Raw genomic sequence first — 23711 nt, 5'->3', positions numbered from 1 at the left:
TGCGCGGCGCTGGGTTGTGAGGGTCACGGTGAAGGGTCAGAACACTAAACTCGGCGCGCCGCTCTGCACTGACTTCGGTTTGGGTGGTGCTGATGCCCGCGACATCGCGAAGACGGAGCAAACGCCGTCTCAATGCGGCTTTAGGAGGAGCTGGGATTCATGTGACCTTGAAACCGGGTTTTTCTCTGCACTGCCGTAAGGCCGTTGAGCGCCTTATTTCTTCTCCTTTTTTAGAGCAACCAATGACTGTTATGCGAAATAGCGATTATCTTACATTTGGGACCGACGCTGCGAACTGTGTTAAGCTTGTGTGTAACGGAGGACGATCAAATGAGTTTTGTTTCAATCACAACCTGGCGCATGGTAGGCGAGACCGAGACCCTGCAGCATGTGACGAATCTGATGGTGCAGAAATACTTTCCGGGACTGCTGGCTTTGGGCGCGACGCATTCCATGCTTGTGGATGCTGAACTCGACCGTTTTGCCATTGTGACGGTCTACCCCAGCCGCGCGGTACGTGATGACGCGATCGCCCATATCTCAGCCCTCAGGAGCGAAGGGGCCGAGGAATTCGGAGCGGAGCTGATGGACGCTTGCGGCGGCGAGATGTTGGCCTCGTCCGACGGGTAGACGGCCCTGATTATCATGTGCGCACGGCATGCCCTGAGGCATCGTAAAACGAACGGCGGCTTGCTGATCCTATGCACCGCAGCGAAGGTCCGGTCTTGGGGTGGCGTGTTAGTGATTGCGCCAAATGCGCGAAGTATGCGAAGGGCTCAGTCGAAAACTTGAGAGCCAAGCTTGTGCCATATAATCAGGCACAACGCAGGGGCGATGCCTCTCATCGCCCATGGCTCTAGCCAAGAGTGTCGTCTCGTAGAAAGTGCCCATCTTGCAAACACCTTACTATCTCATCGACAAATCCCGACTGCTTCCCAATCTTGAAAAGATCGATTGGCTGCGTGACGCATCGGGAGTCAAATGCTTGCTGGCGCTCAAGTGTTTTGCGACGTGGTCGGTCTTTGACTTCATGGCAGCGTATATGGACGGTTCCACGTCTTCATCCTTGTTTGAGGTTCGCTTGGGTCACGAGAAATTCCCGGGTGAAACCCATGCCTACTCTGTGGCCTATGCGGATCACGAGATTGATCAAGTGCTGGAATGCTGTGACAAGATCATCTTCAACTCTATCGGCCAATTGACCAAATTCGCCGACAAATCCAACGGCCATATCCGTGGATTGCGAGTCAATCCGGGGGTGTCGACGTCTGAGTTTGATTTGGCCGATCCCGCACGCCCGTTCAGCCGGTTGGGCGAACATGATCCGGCGGCGATTGATGCGGTTGCGGATCAGATCAGCGGATTGATGTTCCACAATAACTGCGAAAACGACAGCTTTGAGCGGTTTGACGACATGCTCACGCTGATTGAGCATCGCTTCGGTGCGGTGATCGGCAAGATGCAATGGGTCAGTCTGGGTGGCGGCATCCACTTTACGGGTGACGGGTATCCGCTGGAACGCCTTGCCGCGCGCCTCAAGGGTTTTGCAGAAACCTTCGGCGTTCAGGTCTACCTTGAACCCGGTGAGGCCGCCATCACAGGGGCTGCGACGCTTGAGGTCACCGTCCTGGACACCATGCACAACGGCAAGAACCTTGCCATCGTCGACAGCTCGATCGAGGCGCATATGCTGGATCTGTTGATCTACCGCGAACCTGCTAAGATATCCCCCGACACTGGCGATCAGGAATGGATGATCTGCGGAAAGTCCTGCCTTGCTGGCGATATTTTTGGCGAATTTCGATTTTCCGCGTCATTGAAATCGGGCGATCGACTTTCGTTTCAGGACGCGGCAGGCTACACGATGGTCAAGAAGAACTGGTTTAACGGCGTGAAGATGCCAGGCATCGTGGTTCGTGAACTTGATGGAACGATACGCATGGTGCGCGATTTCGATTACAGCGATTTCGCGGCGGCGCTGTCTTAATTCACACGCGAAAGAGGCCTATTCGATACATGAAACGCAACGTTCTGATCATCGGCGCCGGTGGTGTCGCACAAGTTGTCGCGCATAAATGCGCGCAGAACAACGATGTTCTGGGCGATCTTCATATCGCAAGCCGGACGATCGCGAAATGCGATGCGATCATTGCCAGCGTGCACGACAAGAAAGCGATGAAACAAGACGGCGTTATCCAATCCCATGCGGTTGATGGCATGGATACGGATGCCGTCGCGGCCCTGATCACATCCACAGGCGCGCAGATCGTGATCAACGTCGGCTCGCCTTTCGTGAACATGACCGTGCTAGAGGCCTGCATCCAGACAGGCGCCGCCTATATCGACACCGCGATCCACGAAGACCCGGCCGAAATCTGCGAAACGCCGCCTTGGTATGGCAACTACGAGTGGAAGCGCCGCGAGGCTTGTGCCGCTGCTGGCGTGACGGCCATCTTGGGTGCCGGCTTTGATCCGGGTATGGTCAACGCCTTCGCCCGCTTTGCAGTGGACGCGTTCATGGACACGGTCACATCGATCGATATCGTCGACATCAATGCAGGCAGCCATGGCAAATATTTCTCGACCAATTTCGACCCCGAAATCAATTTCCGAGAGTTCACCGGCACAGTCTACAGCTGGCAGCAGGGCGCGTGGCAGGAAAACAAGATGTTCGAAGTTGGCCGCGAATGGGATTTGCCCGTCGTCGGCAAGCAAAAGGCGTATATGTCGGGCCATGACGAAGTCCATTCGCTTGCCGCCAACTATCCAGAGGCCGACATCCGGTTCTGGATGGGCTTTGGCGATCACTACATTAATGTGTTTACCGTGCTGCAAAGCCTCGGGCTATTGTCGGAACAGCCAGTGACCACCGCAGAGGGCGTCGAAGTTGTGCCGCTCAAAGTGGTGAAGGCCGTCTTGCCGGATCCATCCAGCCTTGCACCCAATTACACCGGCAAGACTTGCATCGGTGACCTTGTGAAGGGCATCAAGGATGGCGAAGAGGTCGAAGTGTTCGTCTACAATGTCGCGGATCACAAGGATGCCTACACCGAGGTTGGCAGCCAAGGTATTTCCTACACAGCGGGTGTTCCCCCGGTGGCTGTGGCGATGCTGATTGCCGATGGCACCTATGACAAAGGCGTAATGCTGAACGTCGAAGAGCTTGACCCCAAGCCGCTATTCACACTGCTCGACACCATCGGTCTGCCCACGCGCGTCAAAGACGCAACAGGCGACCGCCCATGGAATCGTGCATAGCCCGAGGGCTGAGTGGCCGACCGACAAGATTTCTTGGACTGCAAGGAAGACCCTTGAATTGGCCTAAGGTGATGATCCGACATGAGTGCAACGGTTGCGAACGAGGGACACGTCCTGCTCAGCAGCGCTTCGGCATCCTTTGGTCAGCGTCTGCAATGCTTTGCGAAGCGGATAATGCGTGACGGGTCGGGGGGTTAGACCTTCAGTTTGCTGGCATGGTATTCAATGGCGCTCGCCAACCCCTTGAAGGACCTCTTTTCTTCGTCAGTCATATCGCCGATGGCGGCTTCCGTTTCTTCAAACAGGACCTCCAGCTCTCGCATCTTGTCCTTCAGATGAGCAAGTTGCACCGTTCGTTCTGCAAGGTTCATCATCTCAATCCCCCAAAAATGTGGTGATCATTGCTGACTTTGAATTGTAGCTGACAAACCGGTGCCCGTCATCCAGCTTGAGACCTGACGTCTGCTGCCACGCGAAAAGGTCCAAGGCGATCGTGAGTCTGACTTGGTGCGGCAGGTTGGCCGAGGCTTCGAGCCCCGCCGCATTCCATCAACATGTCAGCTTTCAATCACGGCGCTTCTGGGGGGAGTGCCCATAAGAATAGGCAAGCGGCCATTGGCGTGCTTGTAGCGAAAATACATGTTGCCCGCGCTTCCGTCATCAGCACCTTGAAAATTCTGCGCGGTGTACGCTTGTCCGCTGTGGGGAAATTACAATGCGGCACAGCTGGGTCGGATGGACGGGGCAGGGTGACCGTATTTTCCAGCCGATCAACGGCGCATGAGACAGGCCATCATGTCGGCGCTTGCGTCCGGTCGAACTGGCCATAATCGCGCAGGATTCTGTAAATTGCGCCTTCGTCCAAACCGGGGGCGTCGATATTGTCGTTCAGCAGGGTCTCGGCCGCAGCATAGTCGTCCGTCGTGGCAAGTGCGACGAACATGCCCTTCGTGTTGACGCTTTCGAACGTAACAAATGCGGGCGCTATGATCGGAGCTGTGCTGTAGAGCGCCAAAACATGGGCGGCGCCACTGACAACCGGCTTGGCTGCCGCGGCATCCTGGTCTGTGGCCGTCCAGTGCAGAACGCGTTCGCCGACACGGATGCGGTAGTCTTCAAAATGGACTTGACGGCCGGCCGATTGAGAACGGCGGTGTGTGGTATCCCGCCGCCAGGCGATGATCGAGTCTTCGCTATCCCACAGCTGGTGCGACAGCAGCAGATCGGGATCGTTGCGTGCGGTATAACGGTCCAGAAATTTCAGGCCGGTGTGCCGAGCAAGCACCGGCCGCAACAGTGCAACGTGTTCGAAGTAATTGTCGAGATGTCCGGGTTTAGGGCGAACTTCAAAAAACAGTGCATGCATATCGCATTTCCCTCAGAGAGTGGCCTTACGGCAGAATCGAACCCGGTGGCTGAGCGATAGCCAGAAATCCAGCCAAATGGAATTGCCGGTTCGTCTGGCAATGTGCGTCGACATATCTGCGCGCAACTATGCCGCCTGACCTGCTGCCCGGAAGTTCCCTCGATCTGATGTAGTTTCTGCCCAACCTGAAGGAGCAGACGAGATGAGGAAAAGCTGTTTCACCGAAGCGCAGATAATCGGGATGATCAAAGAGCAGGAGGCTGGTTTGCCGACGGCTGATCTGTGCCGGAAGCATGGCTTGGGTCCTGCCACGTTCTACAAGCTGAAGGCCAAGTATGGCGGGATGGATTTGTCTGACGCCAAGCGGCTGAAACAGCTCGAAGATGAGAACGCGAAGCTGAAACGCCTGGTGGCAGATGTCATGCTGGACAATGTTGTGCTGAAGGATCTCTTGGGAAAGCCCTGACGACGCCGATGCAACGGCGGGACGCAGCGCTGCGGGATCATCAGATCTCTCAACGCCGGGTCTGCGTCCTGATCGGTGTCGAACCGAAAACCGTGCGGTGCGAAAGGCCGCCCGATAACCCGGAGATCCGTCTGGAAATGAACAAGATTGCTGAGAAACGTCGCCGGTTCGGTTATCCCGCTGCCCGGCAGGCGATTGCGCAGCAATCTGCCGAGAGGGGCGCATTGGCGTCCTGCTGGAGCGCGTGGGCATGATTATGAACGAAAAGAAGCTCTATCGGATTTACCGGGAAGAGGGCCTGTCAGTGCGCCGCCGTAGAGGCCGGAAACGGGCGCGAGGCAGCCGCACACCAATGCCAATGCCATTGCGCCCGAACCAGCGCTGGTCCTTGGACTTCCTGTCCGACACTTTCGGGGCCTGTCGCAAATTCCGCATCCTGGCGGTCGATGACGATTGTTGGCGCGAAAACCTATGCTTGGTCCCCGACACCAGCATCTCCGGGGCCAGGGTCGCACGAGAGTTGGATGCACTAGTCCGGATCTATGGGAAACCCGCTTGTATCGTTTCCGACAACGTCCTAGCTCGGGAACAAAACGCTGTTTAGGGCGTCAGATCACATGGCATCCGAGCTACCGGATACCTTTTGAATTGTTGCCCAGGCGGGCTCCGCCGTCAAGAAGTGGTCTCTCCCATAGCAAATACAGGGTCGGCCACGATGCCGCCCTCACCGTCCTTAAGACGAGATCCTAAATCCCAAGCGGAAGGCCCGAACATTATCTACGAGGTCAGGAACCTGCCTCCACGGCTCTACAGAGAGGGGTCCTTCCGCCTGGGCTCGTCCCCTCGAAGAAGGGACGATAGGGTTCGCCGGATTTGATCACGGCGTGAATGGTGCGGGCCATCTTTGCGGCGATGGCTGTGTAAGCCTTGCGGCGCAAATCCGGGTTGTGACGATCTTGCGCAATGTAACGCTCGAACTTGTCGCGGAAGCTGTTGGCCTTCTTCATGACCGCCGTCTGCCCTGCAAGCCACAAAGTGCGGCGCAAACGGGCGTTGCCGTATTTGGAGATCTTGCTTCGACCGCGGAACATGCCGGACTGGACGGTTGCCAGATCCATGCCGCAAAACTTCAGAAACTGCCGGTGATGACGGAAGCGGCGCAGGTCACCGGTCTCGGCCAGGATCGTCAGGGCGTTGATCGGCCCGATGCCGGGAATGGTGCGCAGCAGCAGGTAATCGGGACGATCGCCGAGCAGTTCGACGGCACGGCCTTCGATGGCATTGCGTTGGCGGATCAGGCTTCTGCCTTCGGCCAGCATCATGCGGAACATCCTGATGGCGTCAGAATCCGGCGACACGGGCAGCCCCGCGGAAGTCTTCGCCGTCTCGTAAATATCTGACAACATGAGGGTCTTCTCGACCTTGCGTCCAACCACTTCCCGGAGCCGCCTTGGTGAACTCATCCTTGGTCAGGGCAGATATCATGTGTGGAGACGGGAACATCTCGAGGAAGGCCGGGGAACCAGTCGGTGCGCGAGCTGCGGTGGAAGCGGTCGGCCTCGGGAAAATAAAGTGGCAGATAGTGGGTCAAAATCCGATGCCACAGCTCGGTCTTGGACCGCGACACCGCATCATGAGTCTTGGACAATTCCTGAATGTCATTCGTACCGGCGACCATCGGGTCCTCGGAAGATCTGCACCGCGCCGATTTGCAGCATGTGCAAGATGACTTGCGCATCCTTCGGATCATTCTTGTCCCAGCTGTTGTGTAGCGCCTCGCGTGTGCGGGCGAGGGCGACCGAGGATACCAGCTTCAGGTCGAACCCGGCGACGCCGAGATGATACATCAGCACACGGTGATAGTTGCCGGTGGCCTCAAACCCGATCCGGACCGGCAGGCCATATTCCCGCAAGATCGCGATCAGGCGCATGAAGTCGTCGGTGGAATTGGTGATCGTCATGCGCCGCCGCCGCGTCTTGCCCGGGACGGCAATCAGCACCTCGTGCCGGTGTTTGGAAATGTCGATGCCTACCAGAACGCGGGCATCCGAAGTATGTTCAACCTTGGCCATGGCCGGTCTCCTCTGTGGTGTGGTTCGCAAAACCACCATAGAGACCCGAGACCCGGTTATGGCCGCCTGCTGCGCAATTTTGGAGGCTGCGCAGGCGGCCATAACCTTGAACGGCACTTCATTCCCAACATGCTACGGAACGGAGTTCACCAGCAAAGCGATCCTGAAATGGGCAAACGACAACAAGGTCGAGTGGCATTACATCGATCCCGGCAAGCCACAGCAGAATGGTTACATTGAATCATTCAACGGCAGCTTGCGCGACGAATGCCTCAACGAGGAAATCTTCGACAGCCTGACCGACGCACGCCGAACGCTGGCCATCTGGCGCTACGATTACAACAACGTCAGGCCGCATTCATCACTCGGCAACAAGACCCCCGCAGAAGCGCGCCGAGCGCTTGAGCTACTTGATGGCACCGCGCCCGGCGCGCTTGCCACACCCGAAACCGACGAATATCAAACCCTAGGAGTCTCGTTATGAACGAGGGACGAACGGGGGGCAGGTCACCTAGAATAAGCATCCATCTTGTCGTCAACAACATGCGGTCTGGCCAGTGGTCCGTCGCGTGGGGGGCAATCCCGGTCGCCCACACCAAACAGGAGAATTCGATGACGACGCCTTCCAATTCCGATACTGTCAAATCCGGCGTCCCCGATCTGGCGACACTGAGCGTGGCGGTCATTCGTGATGGGCTCGATGCCGGGACATTCAGTGCCGAGGCATTGACCGAAGCCTGCATCGCCCAGATCAATTCATTGAATGGGACGTATAACGCCATCATTTTCCACAATCAGGATGCGGCGCTGGAGACGGCTCGTTCGATTGACCGCAGGCGCGCGGCAGGGGAAACCTTGGGGGCTCTGGCCGGGGTGCCTGTGGTGGTCAAAGATCCGATGGATATGAAGGGGTTCCCTTCGACGGCAGGGTGGCGGCTGCTTTATTCTGGCGCCGGAGGCATAGATCTGATGCCGGACCGTGACAGTCCGGTGGTCGCCAGATTGCGTGCGGCCGATGCCGTCATCTTGGGAAAGACCAACGTGCCGATCCTCAGTTGGACAGGCACCCATGCCAATGACAGCTGGGCCGGTCCGACGATCAATCCTGCGATTGAGGACCGGGCACCTGGTGGTTCGAGTGCAGGCACGGCAGCGGCAGTGGCGACCCATATGTGCGTCTTCGGGCTTGCTGAGGAAACGGGTGGGTCAATTCAGAATCCCGCATCGGCACAAGGACTGGTCGGGATCAAACCGACGATTGGTCTGGTTCCAAATGCCGGTGTTGTGCCGTTGTCGGGCAATCGGGATGTTGTCGGACCCATCGCCCGCACGGTCACAGATGCAGCATTGGGATTGGATGCAATCGCGGGGTTTACGACCGAAGATCCCAAGACTCTCGCGTCGGTCGACAAGATCCCGGAAGGCGGCTACGCCGCCGGGCTCACCCTGGATGGCTTGAAGGGCAAGCGCTTGGGCCTGTATGGCCCTGGATGGCGTCAGGACAAGTTGTCATCCGAAGCCGCGACGCTTTACGGGCGTGCCAAGCCCGAGCTGGAACAGCTTGGTGCGGTTCTTGTCGAGGATCCTTTTTCAGGAACCGATTTCGCGACGCTCCGCCAGATCACGCCTGGCACGCCATTCTTCGATGGGCGCGGATTGGAATCCATCGCCTATGACATGACCTGCTATCTGCAGCGGCTTGGACCGAACGCGGCGATCAAGACATGGGCAGAGTTCATGGACGCCACGAAGGCCGAAGATCCACTCGCGGAGGGGGCGATCCTTGGCTACCTCAACGCGCTTCCGGACTTCGTCGAGGCCGTCAAATCGCCTGGGCTCCCGCCAGATTTACCCGAGTTCACCGCGATCAAGCGAAAATACCTGCGCTTGTTTGAAGAGGTCTTTCAGCGGCACCAGTTGGATGGTCTTGTCTACCCGCAGATGCTTCAAGAATTGCCCGGCTTGCATTCGGGTGACGCCATCCTCGAAACCACCGTCGGCGAGCTGAACATTGCGGGGATTCCAGGGGTGACCGTTCCTGCGGGATACTACTCTTCTGGCGCACCATTTGAATTGATCTTTCTTGGGCTCCAGTGGAGTGAAGCGAAATTGATCCAATGTGCATATGCGTATGAGCAGGGAACGCAGCATCATAAAGCGGCCGTCTGATCGGAAATTTGGAATCGCCGCTTTATTTCGGCGCGCAAAACGGAGGTGGCTGGGGAAAATTGAAAATCAGGCGATAGATTGATTTTCTGGACCACAGCAGTATGACGCGGCCAGCGTGGCGGTGGTCATGACGGCGCTGAAAAGGAAACCTATTGAAGGCGAGCGGGAAAAACGCGTCGTGTTGAAAAAAATCCAGTCTCTTTGGGGCCTTGATGTCCTCTGAGATCATGGGCGCTGCAATTAAAGATTACGCGCCGTTCCCGCTTGCGTTCCGAAATGTCGAGGATTTGTTGCACGAATGCGGTATGCAGATCGGCCGCGAAACCGGTCCGTTCTGGTGAAAACAGATTCGGTCCACTGATTATCACAATCGCCTTTGGCCGTTTAAGAACAGCCACTGGAAATTTCGAGATGAGCCAATCCAGGCCAATCTGGAATCAAATCTGAATAAAATTTATGACGGCCGATAGGTCTGCAAACTAAAAAATGCGAATAAATACTGTCGTGTCTTGACAGTCAAAAATTTCATCGACCTACTGCAGTTGAGCGGCCATCCTTTCAGCCTCACTGCGGCAGGAATGGCCCGAGTCGGCGACCCATCTGGAACAGAAAAGGTCCGTTTATGGCATGGTTCTTCGTGATCGTTGTGCTGGTCATCGCAGCCGTTCTGATCATTCTGTTCCTAAGCAGCTACTATCGCAAGGCGACGCGCGAAATCAGCGTCGTCCGGACCGGCATGGGGGGGCAAAAAGTCGTTCTGGACGGTGGCTGCGTGGCCTTGCCCTTTCTGCACAAGGTGTCGGAAGTGAATATGCGCACCTCGAAGCTGGATATAGAACGGGCGGGTGCAAAATCCATTATCACGAAGGATCGTCTGCGGGTTGATGTGGCGGCAGAGTTTTATGTGCGCGTCAAGGACACTGTCGAAGGGGTCGCGACGGCCGCACAGGCGCTTGGTGGTAAATCCTTCCGCGCGTCTGACTTGGAAGAAATCCTCGAAGGTAAACTCGTGAACGCCATGTTGTCGGTCGCGGCGGGTTACACGATGGACGACCTGCAGGACAATCGGGCGAACTATGCCCGCGAAGTCAGTGCGATGCTGGACGATAACCTGGGGCAGAACGGCCTGATGCTGGAATCGATGTCGCTGACGCGAATCGACCAGACGCCGTTTCACGCGCTTGACGAAAACAACGCCTTCAACGCTTTGGGGATGCGGCGGCTGGCGGAAATCATTGCCGTCAACAAGAAGGAGCGTGCGGTCATCGAGGCGGATGCCGATGTGTCGGTCCGGCAAAGTCAGCTGGAGGCGACCAAGCGCAAGCTGACGATCACGCGCGAGGAAGAAGAGGCGATGATCACGCAGCAGCGCGAGATCGAGATCGCACGATCCCGGTCGGCCGCCGAGACGGCAGAAGAACAGGCCGTGTCCGAAAAACGACGCGAGGCGGCGAGGATCAACCGCGATACGGAGGTCCGGCGCCAGACGCTGGAATCGGAATTGAACTCCGCACTGAAGAAATCCGAAAATACCGTGGTGCTGGCCCGTAAACGTGGTGAAGAAGCCCTGGCCGAAGCGGACGCCATCGCCGCCAAGGGCGGAGAGGCCGAGGCTGAAGAGCGCGTGCGCACGATCCGGGAGACTGCGATGGCCGAGCGTGACAAGGCGCTCGCCCTGATCCGCGCGGCCGAACAGGCGCAGGTCGACGACACGCGCGTCAGATCCGAAGCCGACACCATCAAGTTGCTGGCTGAGGCACAGGCGAAGGCCACGCTCGACCGGGCCGGGGCGGAACGCGACAGGATGCTGTCAGAGGCCAAGGGCCGTGCCGCCATGATTGAGGCAGAGAATGCGCAAAGCCCCGCATTGATCGCAATGAAGATGGACGAGGCGCGTCTGCGGACGTTGCCGCTGGTTGTCGAACGCATGATGAAACCAGCCGAAAAGATCGAAAGCATTCGCATCAATCACATGACCGGATTCGATGGCGCCAAGGGCGGCCGCAAGAAGGGCGTAGCGTCCGCGGTCAATCAGGTCGTCGATTCGGTGTTGAGCATGGCGCTGCAGCTGCCTGCGGTTCAGAAACTGGGCGAAGAAGTCGGTATGAACATCGGCGATGGCGTGCGCGGCCTCTCGAAATCGCTCGACAGGAAAACGACCGGTGGCAAGCCGGACAAGGCAACGGACGCAGGCGCGTCCGACAAGAAACGCTGACGCCAGGCGCGTCGTTCATCACCTCAAGGAGATACTCACATGACGCTTTCCCGCAGACAGTTCGTCATCGGCTCTTCCGCTCTTGCCCTTGCGGCCCCTGCGACGATCGCACGCGCACAGTCGGATAACATCAAGTTCGCCGCGATCCTCGATCTCTCTGGCGGTCTCGATATCTACGGCGCGCCGATGGCCGAGACCACCAAGCTTGCGATCGATGACATCAACGCGGCGGGCGGCCTGCTGGGCCGCGAGGTCGAGCTCAAGATGTATGACGCGCAGTCATCCATCCAGTTCTACACCCAGTATGCCACGCAGGCCGCCGCCGGGGACAAGGCGGACGTGGTCCACGCCGGCATCACATCGGCGTCCCGAGAAGCGATCCGCCCCACGCTGGACCGGTTCAAGACGCTGTATTTCTACAATACCCAGTACGAGGGCGGCGTCTGCGATTTCAACACCTTCTGCACAGGATCGACACCCGCCCAGACGGTGGCCAAGGTCGTGCCCTATGCGATCGAAAAGTGGGGCAAGAAGGTCTATATCGTCGCCGCCGACTATAACTACGGCCAGATCACCGCGCAGTGGATGCAGCGTTTCGTCAAGGAAAACGGAGGTGAGACGCTGGACGTCGAATTCTTCCCGCTCGACGTCACCAACTTTGGCCCGACCATCAACAAGATCCAGACCGCAAAGCCCGATTTCGTCATCTCGGCGCTGGTCGGCGGCGCGCATGTATCCTTCTACCGCCAGTATGCGGCGGCTGGCATGATGAAGGAAATTCCGATCGCATCCACGACCTTTGGCGTCGGCAACGAGCAAAAGCTGATCTCGGCCGAGGAGGGCAACGGCATCGTCGCGTCCTACAGCTACTTCGAAGGCATCGACTCTCCGACCAACACGGCGTTTCTGGAACGCATCACCGCCAAACTGGGTGCGGACCGCCCGGACATGAACGAATTGGCGATCCGGACCTACGAGGGTGCGATGCTGTGGGCCGAAGCCGTCAAGGCCGCGGGTACCGCTGACCGTGATCCGGTGATCGAGGCGTTGCGGTCGGGGCTGAGCTACGACGGCCCGTCCGGCATCGTGTCGATCGACCCGCAGACCAACCACTGTTCGATGAACGTCTACATTGCCGAACTTCAGGACCAGACCTGGAACATCGTCGAGTCGTTTGAAAACCAGCCGCCTGCCGATACGCAGATGGTTTGTGACCTTGTGGCCAACCCCGATCAGGCAACCTTCCTGTTCGAAAACGGGCTGGAAGCGGCCGGCATCAAGTAACCCGATTGGCCCGGCGTGTGCCGGGCCACCCTTATCCCCCGCTGGAGAACGCCTTGGACCTGGTCGTCGCCGTCTTGTTTCAACTGATTTACGGTATCGCTAACCTCGCGCTGATCAGCCTCGGGCTTGCGATCATATTCGGCATGATGCGGGTCATCAATCTGGCGCATGGCGAGTTCCTGATGCTGGGCGGCTATACCGTGCTGGTGGCGACGAACGCGGGCGTGAACGTCTGGATCGCGATGCTGATCCTTGCGCCACTGGTCGTGGGCATCATCGGGGTCATCGTGGAACGGCTGTTGATCCGCTGGCTGTACGGCCGGATGGTCGACACGCTGCTGGCGACCTGGGGCCTGTCTTTGCTGCTGATCGGACTGGTCACGTCGATCTTCGGGGCATCGACGGCCACGACCATCTCTGCACCGCTCGGGATCATTCGCATCGGTTCCTATTCCGCATCAGGCTATGAACTGTTCCTGATCGGCGTGACCGCCGCACTCTTCGCTGCGGTCTATGCGACGTTGAAGCTGACGAAACTTGGTCTTGTCGCCCGCGCAACCATGCAAAATCCCGAGATGTCATCGGCTTTGGGCGTATCCACGACACGGATCTACATGATCACCTTCGGGCTGGGGGCTGCGGTGTCGGGCCTTGCGGGGGGACTGCTGGCCCCGGTCACGGGCGTGCTGCCCACCATCGGGTCGATCTACATCGCCAAGGCCTTCATCACGGTGATCTCTGGCGGATCGGCGATCCTCGCGGGAACGGCGGCGGGGTCCATCCTGCTGGGCGGGATCAACGGCATCTTTTCATTCATCACCGGCCCCACCATCGGCGAGGTTGCACTGCTGGTCGCGGCGATCGTCCTGTTGCGCCTGATGCCGCGCGGGATCACGGGCCGCTTCTTCAGGAAATCCTTGTGATGGGGAACGGCACGCTGACCCAGATGCGGCCCGTTCTGATCTTTGCCCTGATCGGCGTCGTGTTCATGGTCGCGGCACCCTATGCGCTACAACTCTTCACGATCATCAACCTGACGACTGCGATCTCATTGGCCGTGCTCGCGCTCAGCCTTGCGCTGGTCTGGGGATACGGTGGCATCCTGTGTTTCGGGCAGGTCGCCTTCTTTGGCCTCGGGGCCTATGCCTATACTATCGCTGCGATCAACTTCGACGGATCGACATGGGCGATTCTGGTGGCTGTCCTGGTCGCGGCGGCCTTTGCGTCGCTCTTGGGGTATTTCATGTTCTTCGGGCGGGTATCTGACGTGTATCTGGGCGTCATCACCCTGACGGTCACATTGATCTTCTTCTCGTTGATCCGGCGCACCTCTGGGCCGGAATACAAGATTGGCAAAGCCCTGATGGGGGGCTTCAACGGTATCACGTCACCACCCCTGAACCTGCCGTGGGACACCTCGGCGTTCCTGTTTCCCGAAGATGTCTTCTATGTCGCGATGGCGGCCCTGATCCTGTGCTACGTCTTCAGCGGCTGGCTGGTCACGACCCATTTCGGCAGGGTCTGCGCTGCGATCCGAGAGAACGAATTGCGCGCCGAGCTTCTGGGCTACGATTCCCGGCTCTACAAGCTGGGCATCTTCACGATTGCGGCGGGCATCGCTGCAATCGGCGGGGTGCTGTTCTGTAACGGGGTCGGGCGGATCACGCCGGATGTTTTCAGTCTGTATAACGCCGCCTTGACGATCATCTGGGTGATTGTTGGCGGTCGCGGAACCCTGATCGGGCCAATCATGGCCACCTTCGGGTTATTCTATCTGACCTCGGCTTTGGGTGGGCAGTCCCTGTTGAACAACAACCTCGTGCTGGGGATCATCCTGATCTTCTTCGTTCTTCTGGTGCCACGCGGGGTCGCACCGACCATCACCGGCTGGTTCAAAACACGCCGCAGACCGGTGTCCGGCACGCGTCGCAGGCGCCGCCGCGCCGGGGCGGGCCACTCATGACATCGAAACGCGACAGACGCGAAGTGATCCTTGAGACGCGCAGCCTGTCGATGCATTTCGGCGGGGTCAAGGCGGTCGATCAGGTCGATTTCACCCTTTACGACAGGGAATTGCGCTGTCTGATCGGGCCCAACGGGGCGGGTAAATCCACGTTCTTCAAATGTCTGACGGGTCAGCTGTCACCCAGCGCGGGCGAAATCATCATCCGCGGCCAGGACACCACCGGGATAGAGCCGCAGCAGGTGGCAAGCCTTGGCGTCGGGATCAAGACGCAGGTGCCCAACGTCTTTGACGGGCTGAGCGTGGACGAGAATATCTGGCTGTCGGCCCGGCGCTGGCACGACGCGCGGCGCGCGCGGACCCTGACGACCGAGACCATCGAACGCCTCAAGCTTGGCGACATCCGCCGCGCACTGGTCGGTCAACTGGCCCATGGCCAGCGGCAGTGGGTGGAACTTGGCATGGTCGTGGTGGCGGAACCCTGGCTGGTGCTGCTGGATGAACCCGCAGCGGGTATGACCCATGAGGAGACGGCCCGGACGGCGGAGTTGATCCACGAGATCAACGAAACTGCAGCCCTGATCGTGGTCGAGCATGACATGCAGTTCATCCGCATGATTTCGAGGCAGGTCACGGTATTTCACGAAGGTCGCATTCTGATGGAAGACACGATGGACGCGATTTCCAAGGATAAACGTGCGCGCGAAGTCTATCTGGGACACCGGGCATGAGCGCGCTGCTGAAGGTTCAGGGCTTGCAGTCCGGGTATGGCCGCGTGCCGGTGCTGCACGGCATCAACCTGAACGTGTTCGAGGGCGAAATTCTGGGCGTGCTGGGGCACAACGGCATGGGCAAGTCGACGCTGCTCAAGACGTTGATGGGCATCGTGCCTGCGACCGCGGGACAAGTCATCTTCGACGGGCAGGATCTGATCCGGACGAAGGCGTCCGGCCGTGCCCGCGAGGGGATCGGTTACGTGCCGCAGGGCAGGGGGATCTTCCCCAACCTCAGCGTCCGGGACAATCTGCGGATGGGTGTCGCCGCCCACGATGTCGACGAGACTGACGCCATCGATCGCGTGCTGGCCAGCTTTCCGCGGCTGGAACGACTGCTGGACCGCGACGGTGGCGCATTGTCCGGCGGCGAACAGCAGTTACTTGCCTTGGCGCGTTGCCTGATTTCGGAACCTGACCTGATCCTGCTGGACGAGCCGACCGAGGGGATTCAGCCGTCGATCATCGACGAGATCATCGCGCTGTTGCAGGACTTGAACAAACAGACGGGCGTGACCATCGTGCTGGTGGAACAAAGCCTTGATTTCATCTCTGCGCTGTCGGACCGCGTGCTGCTGATCCAGAAGGGTGCGATCATCGGCGAAGTCTCGGGGTCCGAGGCGTCCAACCCTGAACTGATCGACGAATTTACCGGTTTCGGGTCGTCCAGTGGCAGCACCGCCAAGCCCGCTCAGCCCAAGCGCCCCGGGGTCTCAACGCCCGCCGCAGCCCCCCTTGCACCTTCGCGCGGCCCCGCGCCGGTGGCCCCTCTCATCGAAAGGATGTCTTACATGACCGTCCAGCGCCCGACCCTGTCCCAGATGAAAGAGGTCGTGTCCGAACTGGGCATGAGCATGTCCGATGCCCGCGTTCAGGAATTTCTGGATGTGATGCAGCCGACGCTCGATGCCTACGATCTTGTGGATTCGCTGCCCGACTACCTGCCGCCGGTGCTGTACCCCCGCACATCGGGCTACCGCCCGACGGCAGAGGAAAACCCGATGAACGCGTGGTATGTCCGCACCGAGATCAAGGGCGCGCCGCGCGGACCGTTGGTCGGGCGCAGCGTCGCGCTGAAGGATAACGTCTGCCTTGCCGGTGTGCCGATGATGAATGGCTCTGCCACGCTCAAGGGCTATACACCTGATCTGGATGCGACCGTCGTGACGCGGCTGCTGGATGCGGGCGCCACGATCATGGGCAAGGCGCATTGCGAGGCATTCTGCCTGTCGGGCGGGTCCCATACCAACGCGACCGGCCCGGTGCACAACCCGCACAAGCATGGCTATTCGGCGGGGGGGTCATCGTCGGGTTCCGGTGCGCTGGTCGGTGCGGGACAGGTCGACATGGCCATCGGCGGCGATCAGGGCGGATCGATCCGGATGCCCGCGTCGTTCTGCGGCTGCTACGGGATGAAACCGACCCACGGTCTGGTGCCCTATTCCGGCATCATGCCGATCGAAACCACCATCGACCATACCGGCCCGCTGACCCAGAACGTCATGGACAACGCGCTGATGCTTGAAGTGATCGCCGGGGCCGATGGTCTTGATCCGCGCCAGTATGACGTGAAGACCGACAAGTATACCGCCGCCGTCGGGCGCGGGGTGTCGGGGCTGCGCATCGGTGTGATCAAGGAAGGCTTTGGTCAGGTCGGCGCGGAACAGGACGTCAACGACAAGGTCCGCGCGGCGGCGGAAACGTTGCGGCGACTTGGGGCTGTGGTGGACGAAATATCGGTGCCGTGGCACCTGCACGGTGTAGCGATCTGGACGCCCATCGCGCTGGAGGGGCTGACCCAGCAGATGATGCTGGGCAACGGCATGGGCACGGGCTGGGAGGGGCTTTATACGACGTCGCTTCTCGAATTCCATTCCAACTGGCGCACGCGGGCGGACGAGCTGAGCGATTCACTGAAGATTTCGATGCTGATCGGGCAGTACCACCTGAAGCATACGCGCGGCCGCTATTACGCCAAGGCGCAGAACCTGTCGCGGCAGTTGCGGGACGAATTCAACAAGGTCTTCGCCTCTTATGACCTGCTGCTGACGCCCACGACTCCGATGAAGGCGCCGCCACTGCCGCCCGCAGATGCCTCGCTCGAGCTTTATATCCAGCGCGCGTTCGAGATGATCACGAACACCGCACCTTTCGACGTGACCGGTCACCCGGCGATGTCCGTGCCCTGCGGCATGTCCGACGGGCTGCCCGTCGGTCTGCAGATCGTCGGGCGGCGCTATGACGAAAGCACCATCTACCGGGCGGCGTCGGCCTTCGAACAGGCGGGCGATTGGCGCGGGATGTAGGCTGGGGGCTGCGATGACAAGACCGATCGACGGGCAATCCCACGTCAGGGGCAGCACAGCGCGCCCGCTGATCGACGCCACGATCCCCGGCTTTCTGGCCGAGGTCCGCAAGCGGCACGGCGACCGGACGGCAGCCGTGTTTTGCCAGACGAAAGAGCGCTGGACCTATGACGATCTGGCGCGGCGGGTGGATCGCCTGGCGGCGGGGTTGCTGGCCATCGGGGCCTACAAGGGCGATCGGATCGGCATCTGGTCCCCCAACCGGCCTGAATGGGTGCTGGCCCAATTCGCCACGGCGCGGATCGGGGCAACCCTTGTCAACATCAACCCGGCCTATCAGACGACCGAGCTTGAATACGCGTTGCGGCATGTCGGTGTCAGCACGCTGATCATGGCCCCTGGATTTCGCGACAACGATTATCTGGCTAAGTTGCGTGATCTTGCGCCGGAACTGGCGCAGGCGCAGCCGGGACAATTGCGCAGTGTCAGGCTGCCCGATCTGCGCCGCGTGGTGCAATTGGGTGCAAATCCGATGCCCGGCGCGCTGTCCTTTGACGCGGTCATGGCGCGCGGCGGGCAGGGCCCAAGTCCCGGCTGGATGCCATCTGCGCGGGGCTGAAGCCGGATGATGCAATCAATATCCAGTTCACCTCCGGCACGACGGGACGTCCCAAGGGCGCGACGCTCAGTCACCGCAGCATCCTCAACAATGCCATTTCGACGGCGCGGGCAATGCGACTATCGCCGCAGGATGCGCTGTGCATTCCTGTGCCGCTCTATCATTGCTTCGGGATGGTTCTGGGTAATCTGGCGGCGGTGGCCTACGGTGCCAAGATGGTGTTCCCGGGCGAGGGGTTCGATCCTCTGGCGACGCTGCAGGCGATCGAGGCCGAAGGCTGCACGGCCGTCCACGGCGTGCCGACGATGTTCGCCGCAATGCTGGATCATCCGCAATTCGACAGCTTTGACCTGCGCAGCCTTCGGACGGGGATCATGGCTGGATCGCTGTGTCCCGCGCCGCTGATGCGTCGCGTGATGCAGGACATGCATTGCCGCGACATCACCATCTGTTACGGTATGACCGAAACCAGCCCGGTGTCGTTCCAGACCGCTCCGGACGATCCCGTGGCCCTGCGGGCCGAAACCGTCGGGCGGGTGCAGCCGCATGTCGAATGCAAGGTGGTGGACGACGCGGGCCAGACGCTGCCGGTGGGACAACCGGGTCAATTGCTGACGCGCGGGTATCTGGTGATGAAGGGCTACTGGAACGACCCGGCCTTCACGGCAGAGGCGATCCGGGACGGCTGGATGCACACCGGCGACATCGCGACCATCGACGCCGACGGTTTCGCCCGCATCACGGGACGCGCGGGCGACATGCTGATCCGGGGCGGCGAGAACATCTATCCGGTCGAGATCGAGGATCTTCTGCTGGGCCATCCCGACATCGCGCAGGCGCAGGTCTTCGGTCTGCCCGATGCCCGGCTGGGCGAGGATGTCGCGGCGTGGATCATCCTGCGCCCCGGCGCGTCCCTGACCGCCGAGGCGCTGCGCGACTGGTGCCGCGACCGGATCGCCCGGTTCAAGATCCCGCGCCACGTCCGTTTTGTGACGGACATGCCGCTGACGGCCACCGGCAAGCCGCAGAAGTTCAAGATGCGCGATGCGATGTGCAAGGACCTTGGCATCGCATCCCCGACCTGACCCGCAAAGGACGCCGCCCATGCACAGCCTGACCGCGATCATCCGTGCCCGCAAAGCCGATGTGGCGACGGTGCGGGCCGCACTGCTGAACGTGGGCGCCTACGCCCGCGATCATGAACAGGGCACCGTCGCGTTTCACGTGGCCCAGGACCCGGAAGACCCCTGCCTGTTCACCACCTACGAGCGGTTCACGGACAAGGCCGCCATGCAGCGGCACAATGACGGTCCCGGATCACAAGGGTTCTTTGCCGCGGCCGGGGCATTGCTGGACGGTCAGGTAACCGTTGTCATGGCCGAGGAAATCTGGCCCGACGCGGGCGCCTAAAGCTGCACGCCCTTCGTCAGCGCACCGTCGATCACGAGGTTCGTCCCGCTGGTGAAACTTGATGCGGGGCTTGCCAGAAAAACGACGCCACGCGCGATCTCCTCCGGTTTGGCCATGCGGCCCATCGGATTCATGCCAAGGGCTTCGGCAAAGAGGTCGGGGTTGTTCTGTTCGATATTCTCCCAGATGCCGCCCTGAAAGTAGGTGTTTCCCGGTGAGACCGTGTTGGCGCGGATGCCTTTCGGCGCCAGTTGCAGCGCAAGGCCCTGCGCATAATGCACCAATGCGGCCTTGAACGCGCCGTAGGCCGGACCGGTGAAATCGATTTCGCGCCCCGACACGGAAGAGATCAGCGTGATCGACGCTGCCTGCGACTTTTCCAGAAACGGCATCGCGGCATTCACCAGCCGGACCGAGTGCATCATGTCCACGCCGAACCCGGCTTGCCATGCCGCTTCGTCGTCGGCCACGGCGAGGGCGGATACGTTCGCAACCACCATGTCAATGCCGCCCAGGCTGGCGGCGCTGTCGGTGACCCAGGATTTCAGGGCGTGCTGGTCTGCCACATCGACGCCGCGTCCGATGGCAGTAATCCCCTTCGCCTTGAGAGCCTCGACCGTTTTGGCCACGCCAGCACTGTCGCGCGCGCAGACGGCGACACTTGCGCCTTCATCGGCAAAGATTTCGGCGCAGTGGCGGCCGATGCCCTTGGTGCCGCCTGTGATCAGTACGCGCAGTCCCTTCAGTCCCAGATCCATGATGGCACCCTTTCTAGCTGATGTATGATTTGAGCATCGACGCGCCCATGGTGTATTTGGGATCGACCATGTTCCCGACCCGCATCTTTCCGGCTTGGGTCGCGAGGAAATAGGCCTCGCTCTCCTCGAAGCCGTAATCTTCGACCAGCCAGCGCACCAAATCGCGGTAGGCCATGCGGGCCGCGTCCTCCATCGGGCGGGCACTGCCGAGCGACATGATGAAATCCTCGGTCTCGATCCGCACGCCGGGGATGGACCAGCTCTTGATCAGGTCGATCTGCACCGTCACCGTTGCTGCGATTTCGACGGCCACGCCGCACAGTTCCCCGTCGCCCTGCCGCCCGTGGCAATCGCCGATGAAGAAATGTGCCTCGTCGCGCTGCACCGGGAAATAGATGATCGCGCCGGGGGCCACGTCAGGGCAATCCATGTTGCCGCCCCAGTAATCGGGTTGCAGTGAACTGACGGCCTCCAGTTGCGGGCTGACGCCCATGGTGCCCACGAATGGTTCGTAAGGCAGAGTGATTCGGTCGGAGAATTTGACGCCCCCTTCGGGCGTCACCTCCATCTTCTTGACGCGTTCGGTGATGTGCGGGTTCAAAAACAGGTTGGGGTCCGCCACCAGCGCGCCAAAGCCGGGGATCAGCGCGGTCGTACCCGCCGGTTGTGGCCCGCGTGGCAATACGGCGTGGATATGCACGGCCAGCACATCGCCCTTCTGCGCCCCCGTGACCGCAATGGGTCCGTTCTGCGGATTCACATAGGGAAATTTCAGCACCTTGCTGGGCAGGTCGTCTTCGGTCTTGATGGCACCACCGAAGGCATCCAGCGTTTCGACCGCGACCACGTCACCGGGCGCGATGGTCAGAACCGGTGTGGCGTAGGGGCCGTAGACGTAGTGGTATTCGCCCTGCTCTTCTTCTGTCAGCGTGTGATGCTGACCCGCCTTGCCCTTTGCTACCGCATTGCGGGCCATGAAAGAGTGATCCGTCCAAGCCATTTGTCGTCGTCCCGTCACTGAATAGGTTGCGTTGCGTCAGGTCATCGGTGGTTCGAGCGTGTGCCACGCCGTCGCGTTCTGATAGGCGTCTGCCGCGCGGATGATCACGGCCTCTCCAAGATGGGGTCCGACGATTTGCATGCTAAGCGGCAGACCCGCGCTGTCGATCCCGTTGGGCAGCGTGATCGTCGGAGAGCCGGAAAAATCGAACGGCGCGGTAAAGCGCATGATCTCACTCAGGACGCTGGGATCTTCACCGTATGTCGCCATGGCGGACAGGCTGGGTGTCGGTGTCGGCATTGTGGGGCACAGCATGCAGTCGACGGTGCCGAACATCGTCGCCAGCGCCTGCGTGAATGCGATGCGCAGGTGGTGACCGTGTGCTGCATCCATCCCGGTGGCGCTGCGGCCCTCCTCGATCAGCTGGATCAGGTCGGGGCCGTAGGCATCGGCCTGCGCCGGATAGGTGTCGGCGTGGGCCACGGCGGTTTCGATGGCGCACATGCGGATCCACGCGTCCGCAAGGGCCGTGTACGGTGGCATGGTTACGTCGATGATGCGCGCGCCGAGCGTTTCGAAGACCGCGATGGCGTTTTCCAGCGCATCCGAGACCTGCGGGTCGATCCCGTCCATGGCATAGGCCCGGTCGACCCCGATACGCATGTCACGTGCGCCTTTGCCCAGTTCGGCAAGGTAGTCCGGCACGGCAGCGTCGATGGACGTCGGATCGCTGTGGTCCCAGCCCGCAATGACCTGCAGAACGGCAGCACAGTCGCCCGCTGACCGTGCCATCGGGCCGATATGATCCAGCGAATCCGCCAGCGCAAAGACGCCGTGCCGACTGACCCGACCCCAGGTTGGCTTGATACCGGTCAGGCCACAGGTGGCACTGGGATAGCGGATTGATCCCCCCGTATCGCTGCCCAGTGAGGCGAAGCATAATCCCGCAGAGGTTGCAACGCCCGATCCGGTCGATGACGAGCCGACCCAGTGATCCGCGCTCCACGGGTTCGGTGGCAGGGGGATGTCGGGGTGATGGCTGGTATAGGCGCCTTCGGTCATCGTCAGCTTGCCAAGGATCACCGCGCCCGCCGTTTCCAGCCTGTCAACGACCGTCGCGTTGTAGGGTGCGGCGAAATTCTTGTGGATCATCGTGCCTGCCCGGGTGGGCGCATAGGTGGTGTAGCAAAGATCCTTGACCGCGATCGGGACGCCATGCAGCGGCCCCTTGTGCAATCCCTTGGCTATCTCGTCGTCAGCGGCCTGCGCCTGTTGCAAGGCGCGATCCTTGCACACATGGATGTAGCTTTCGAAGTTTCGATCGACCTTTTCGATCCGGTCCAACATCGCGCGGGTGACCTTCAGCGACGTCGTTTCGCCCGACGTGATCTGGCGGGCAATATCCAGCAATCCCATGAAATGCAGATCCCGTGACGTCATCGACCGCTCCGATCGTGGATATCGTTCCTGCGATGGTAAGTCTTTATGATCCAGAGACAACAACTATGCGGGCCATGCGCAACGAAACCTGCCTGTCGTTTTGTTGGCGAGATAAATATCGAGGCGGGCAGGGCGGACCCGTCGCGTTGCGGAATGGAACTTACAGTCCCTTTCGCTTCTTCACCACATTCTCGAAGATTATGTGCCCGGCCGTGATGCTGGGCATCCGGTTCCAGCTTTCGCTCCGCATTTCGGAGGGTCTGTTGCAAGGACGCAGCATCGAAATCAGCTGCGAAACTGTTCGGTTCTGGTGGAAGAGGTTCAAGTACCAAAGGCGTGTCCTCTGCACTGAATTGTAAGCAAGCGAAGACGGTTGCAAGCTCCCGCCAGCAAATATCGAGACTGAAGTTTTGCTCCACATCGTGTTACCCAAGGTGTGAGGGGTTATCACGTATCTAATTGAATTTGCTGTGAGAAGATGTGTCGATTTAGATCCATGGCTGACGATGCCTCCGCCAGATCAAATCGACTATATTTCCAACTCATATATGAAGATCAGTGGCTTAGGGTCTGTCTTGTTATTGGCGTTGATGCTTCTGTCATGATCTGCCA

The 23711-nt window shown here is 60.0% G+C and carries 18 protein-coding genes and 3 pseudogenes; 15 read left to right on the top strand and 6 right to left on the bottom strand.

Annotated features, from left to right (window positions below):
* Nucleotides 1-330: 330 nt before the first annotated feature.
* From GLR48_RS16760 to GLR48_RS16750, 3 genes are all read left to right on the top strand, one after another.
* Nucleotides 331-630, top strand: coding sequence for a hypothetical protein (locus tag GLR48_RS16760; protein ID WP_237063092.1), 300 nt, complete (start codon nucleotides 331-333; stop codon nucleotides 628-630).
* A 262-nt stretch (nucleotides 631-892) separates the two neighbouring features.
* Nucleotides 893-1987: a carboxynorspermidine decarboxylase gene (locus GLR48_RS16755; protein ID WP_237063091.1), complete on the top strand. Its 1095-nt coding sequence runs from the start codon at nucleotides 893-895 to the stop codon at nucleotides 1985-1987.
* Between the two features lie 29 nt (nucleotides 1988-2016).
* On the top strand, nucleotides 2017-3258 hold the full coding sequence (locus tag GLR48_RS16750; RefSeq protein ID WP_237063090.1) for a saccharopine dehydrogenase family protein: 1242 nt from the start codon (nucleotides 2017-2019) through the stop codon (nucleotides 3256-3258).
* 194 nt (nucleotides 3259-3452) lie between these two features.
* On the opposite strand, the gene GLR48_RS16745 is transcribed toward GLR48_RS16750, so the two are convergent.
* Nucleotides 3453-3629, bottom strand: a complete 177-nt coding sequence (locus GLR48_RS16745; protein WP_237063089.1) for a hypothetical protein — start codon at nucleotides 3627-3629, stop codon at nucleotides 3453-3455.
* 422 nt (nucleotides 3630-4051) lie between these two features.
* Nucleotides 4052-4624, bottom strand: coding sequence for an antibiotic biosynthesis monooxygenase family protein (locus GLR48_RS16740; protein ID WP_237063087.1), 573 nt, complete (start codon nucleotides 4622-4624; stop codon nucleotides 4052-4054).
* Between the two features lie 202 nt (nucleotides 4625-4826).
* Here GLR48_RS16740 and GLR48_RS16735 point away from each other — a divergent pair.
* Nucleotides 4827-5664 (top strand): annotated as a pseudogene (locus GLR48_RS16735) (transposase); the annotation flags it as partial.
* Between the two features lie 211 nt (nucleotides 5665-5875).
* Here the strand turns inward: GLR48_RS16735 and GLR48_RS16730 are convergent.
* Nucleotides 5876-7162: pseudogene (locus tag GLR48_RS16730) on the bottom strand (IS110 family transposase).
* A gap of 136 nt (nucleotides 7163-7298) precedes the next feature.
* Here GLR48_RS16730 and GLR48_RS16725 point away from each other — a divergent pair.
* The 11 genes and pseudogenes from GLR48_RS16725 to GLR48_RS16680 form a co-directional block, all read left to right on the top strand.
* Nucleotides 7299-7646: pseudogene (locus GLR48_RS16725) on the top strand (integrase core domain-containing protein); the annotation flags it as partial.
* 128 nt (nucleotides 7647-7774) lie between these two features.
* Entirely contained in the window at nucleotides 7775-9331 is a 1557-nt protein-coding gene (locus GLR48_RS16720) for an amidase (protein ID WP_237063085.1), read from the top strand.
* Nucleotides 9332-9953: 622 nt separating this feature from the next.
* Entirely contained in the window at nucleotides 9954-11546 is a 1593-nt protein-coding gene (locus GLR48_RS16715) for a flotillin family protein (protein WP_237063083.1), read from the top strand.
* Nucleotides 11547-11585: 39 nt separating this feature from the next.
* Nucleotides 11586-12830: an urea ABC transporter substrate-binding protein gene (locus tag GLR48_RS16710; protein ID WP_237063081.1), complete on the top strand. Its 1245-nt coding sequence runs from the start codon at nucleotides 11586-11588 to the stop codon at nucleotides 12828-12830.
* Between the two features lie 53 nt (nucleotides 12831-12883).
* Complete coding sequence (locus GLR48_RS16705) at nucleotides 12884-13753, top strand: branched-chain amino acid ABC transporter permease (RefSeq protein ID WP_237063080.1); 870 nt, start codon at nucleotides 12884-12886, stop codon at nucleotides 13751-13753.
* Complete coding sequence (locus tag GLR48_RS16700; protein WP_237063079.1) at nucleotides 13753-14793, top strand: branched-chain amino acid ABC transporter permease; 1041 nt, start codon at nucleotides 13753-13755, stop codon at nucleotides 14791-14793. Before GLR48_RS16705 ends, GLR48_RS16700 begins: the two co-directional genes overlap by 1 nt.
* Entirely contained in the window at nucleotides 14790-15524 is a 735-nt protein-coding gene (locus tag GLR48_RS16695) for an ATP-binding cassette domain-containing protein (RefSeq protein ID WP_237063078.1), read from the top strand. The genes GLR48_RS16700 and GLR48_RS16695 overlap by 4 nt, the downstream gene beginning before the upstream one ends.
* Nucleotides 15521-17872, top strand: a complete 2352-nt coding sequence (locus GLR48_RS16690) for an amidase (RefSeq protein ID WP_237063077.1) — start codon at nucleotides 15521-15523, stop codon at nucleotides 17870-17872. The genes GLR48_RS16695 and GLR48_RS16690 overlap by 4 nt, the downstream gene beginning before the upstream one ends.
* Nucleotides 17873-17885: 13 nt before the next feature.
* Nucleotides 17886-18491, top strand: a complete 606-nt coding sequence (locus GLR48_RS25965) for an AMP-binding protein (protein ID WP_336886645.1) — start codon at nucleotides 17886-17888, stop codon at nucleotides 18489-18491.
* The gene (locus GLR48_RS16685) at nucleotides 18467-19576 is read left to right on the top strand and encodes an AMP-binding protein (RefSeq protein ID WP_336886653.1); all 1110 of its coding nucleotides are present in this window, start codon (nucleotides 18467-18469) and stop codon (nucleotides 19574-19576) included. Before GLR48_RS25965 ends, GLR48_RS16685 begins: the two co-directional genes overlap by 25 nt.
* 19 nt (nucleotides 19577-19595) lie before the next feature.
* The gene (locus GLR48_RS16680) at nucleotides 19596-19901 is read left to right on the top strand and encodes a putative quinol monooxygenase (RefSeq protein ID WP_237063076.1); all 306 of its coding nucleotides are present in this window, start codon (nucleotides 19596-19598) and stop codon (nucleotides 19899-19901) included.
* Here GLR48_RS16680 and GLR48_RS16675 read toward each other — a convergent pair.
* From GLR48_RS16675 to GLR48_RS16665, 3 genes are read right to left on the bottom strand one after another with little or no spacing between them, the layout of a single operon-like run.
* Nucleotides 19898-20659 carry an SDR family NAD(P)-dependent oxidoreductase gene (locus tag GLR48_RS16675; protein WP_237063074.1) on the bottom strand — a complete coding sequence of 254 codons (762 nt, stop codon included), beginning with the start codon at nucleotides 20657-20659 and terminating at the stop codon, nucleotides 19898-19900. The two genes, GLR48_RS16680 and GLR48_RS16675, sit on opposite strands and share 4 nt — an antisense overlap.
* 13 nt (nucleotides 20660-20672) lie before the next feature.
* Nucleotides 20673-21659, bottom strand: a complete 987-nt coding sequence (locus GLR48_RS16670; RefSeq protein ID WP_237063072.1) for an acetamidase/formamidase family protein — start codon at nucleotides 21657-21659, stop codon at nucleotides 20673-20675.
* Between the two features lie 36 nt (nucleotides 21660-21695).
* A complete protein-coding gene (locus tag GLR48_RS16665) occupies nucleotides 21696-23099 on the bottom strand; it encodes an amidase (protein WP_237063071.1) in 1404 nt (467 codons plus the stop codon).
* Nucleotides 23100-23711 lie beyond the last annotated feature (612 nt).

The organism is Loktanella sp. M215, assembly GCF_021735925.1.
Lineage (GTDB): Bacteria > Pseudomonadota > Alphaproteobacteria > Rhodobacterales > Rhodobacteraceae > Loktanella.
Note: the sequence above shows the minus strand (reverse complement) of the source record. Positions and strands in the feature narration are given on the sequence as shown.

What these genes read in the sequence shown, in the direction of transcription:
- GLR48_RS16760 (WP_237063092.1), top strand. Translation starts at nt 331, where the DNA reads ATGAGTTTTGTTTCAATCACAACCTGGCGCATGGTAGGCGAGACCGAG.
- GLR48_RS16750 (WP_237063090.1), top strand. Translation starts at nt 2,017, where the DNA reads ATGAAACGCAACGTTCTGATCATCGGCGCCGGTGGTGTCGCACAAGTT.
- GLR48_RS16745 (WP_237063089.1), bottom strand. Translation starts at nt 3,629, where the DNA reads ATGAACCTTGCAGAACGAACGGTGCAACTTGCTCATCTGAAGGACAAG.
- GLR48_RS16740 (WP_237063087.1), bottom strand. Translation starts at nt 4,624, where the DNA reads ATGCATGCACTGTTTTTTGAAGTTCGCCCTAAACCCGGACATCTCGAC.
- GLR48_RS16720 (WP_237063085.1), top strand. Translation starts at nt 7,775, where the DNA reads ATGACGACGCCTTCCAATTCCGATACTGTCAAATCCGGCGTCCCCGAT.
- GLR48_RS16715 (WP_237063083.1), top strand. Translation starts at nt 9,954, where the DNA reads ATGGCATGGTTCTTCGTGATCGTTGTGCTGGTCATCGCAGCCGTTCTG.
- GLR48_RS16710 (WP_237063081.1), top strand. Translation starts at nt 11,586, where the DNA reads ATGACGCTTTCCCGCAGACAGTTCGTCATCGGCTCTTCCGCTCTTGCC.
- GLR48_RS16700 (WP_237063079.1), top strand. Translation starts at nt 13,753, where the DNA reads ATGGGGAACGGCACGCTGACCCAGATGCGGCCCGTTCTGATCTTTGCC.
- GLR48_RS16695 (WP_237063078.1), top strand. Translation starts at nt 14,790, where the DNA reads ATGACATCGAAACGCGACAGACGCGAAGTGATCCTTGAGACGCGCAGC.
- GLR48_RS16690 (WP_237063077.1), top strand. Translation starts at nt 15,521, where the DNA reads ATGAGCGCGCTGCTGAAGGTTCAGGGCTTGCAGTCCGGGTATGGCCGC.
- GLR48_RS25965 (WP_336886645.1), top strand. Translation starts at nt 17,886, where the DNA reads ATGACAAGACCGATCGACGGGCAATCCCACGTCAGGGGCAGCACAGCG.
- GLR48_RS16680 (WP_237063076.1), top strand. Translation starts at nt 19,596, where the DNA reads ATGCACAGCCTGACCGCGATCATCCGTGCCCGCAAAGCCGATGTGGCG.
- GLR48_RS16675 (WP_237063074.1), bottom strand. Translation starts at nt 20,659, where the DNA reads ATGGATCTGGGACTGAAGGGACTGCGCGTACTGATCACAGGCGGCACC.
- GLR48_RS16670 (WP_237063072.1), bottom strand. Translation starts at nt 21,659, where the DNA reads ATGGCTTGGACGGATCACTCTTTCATGGCCCGCAATGCGGTAGCAAAG.
- GLR48_RS16665 (WP_237063071.1), bottom strand. Translation starts at nt 23,099, where the DNA reads ATGACGTCACGGGATCTGCATTTCATGGGATTGCTGGATATTGCCCGC.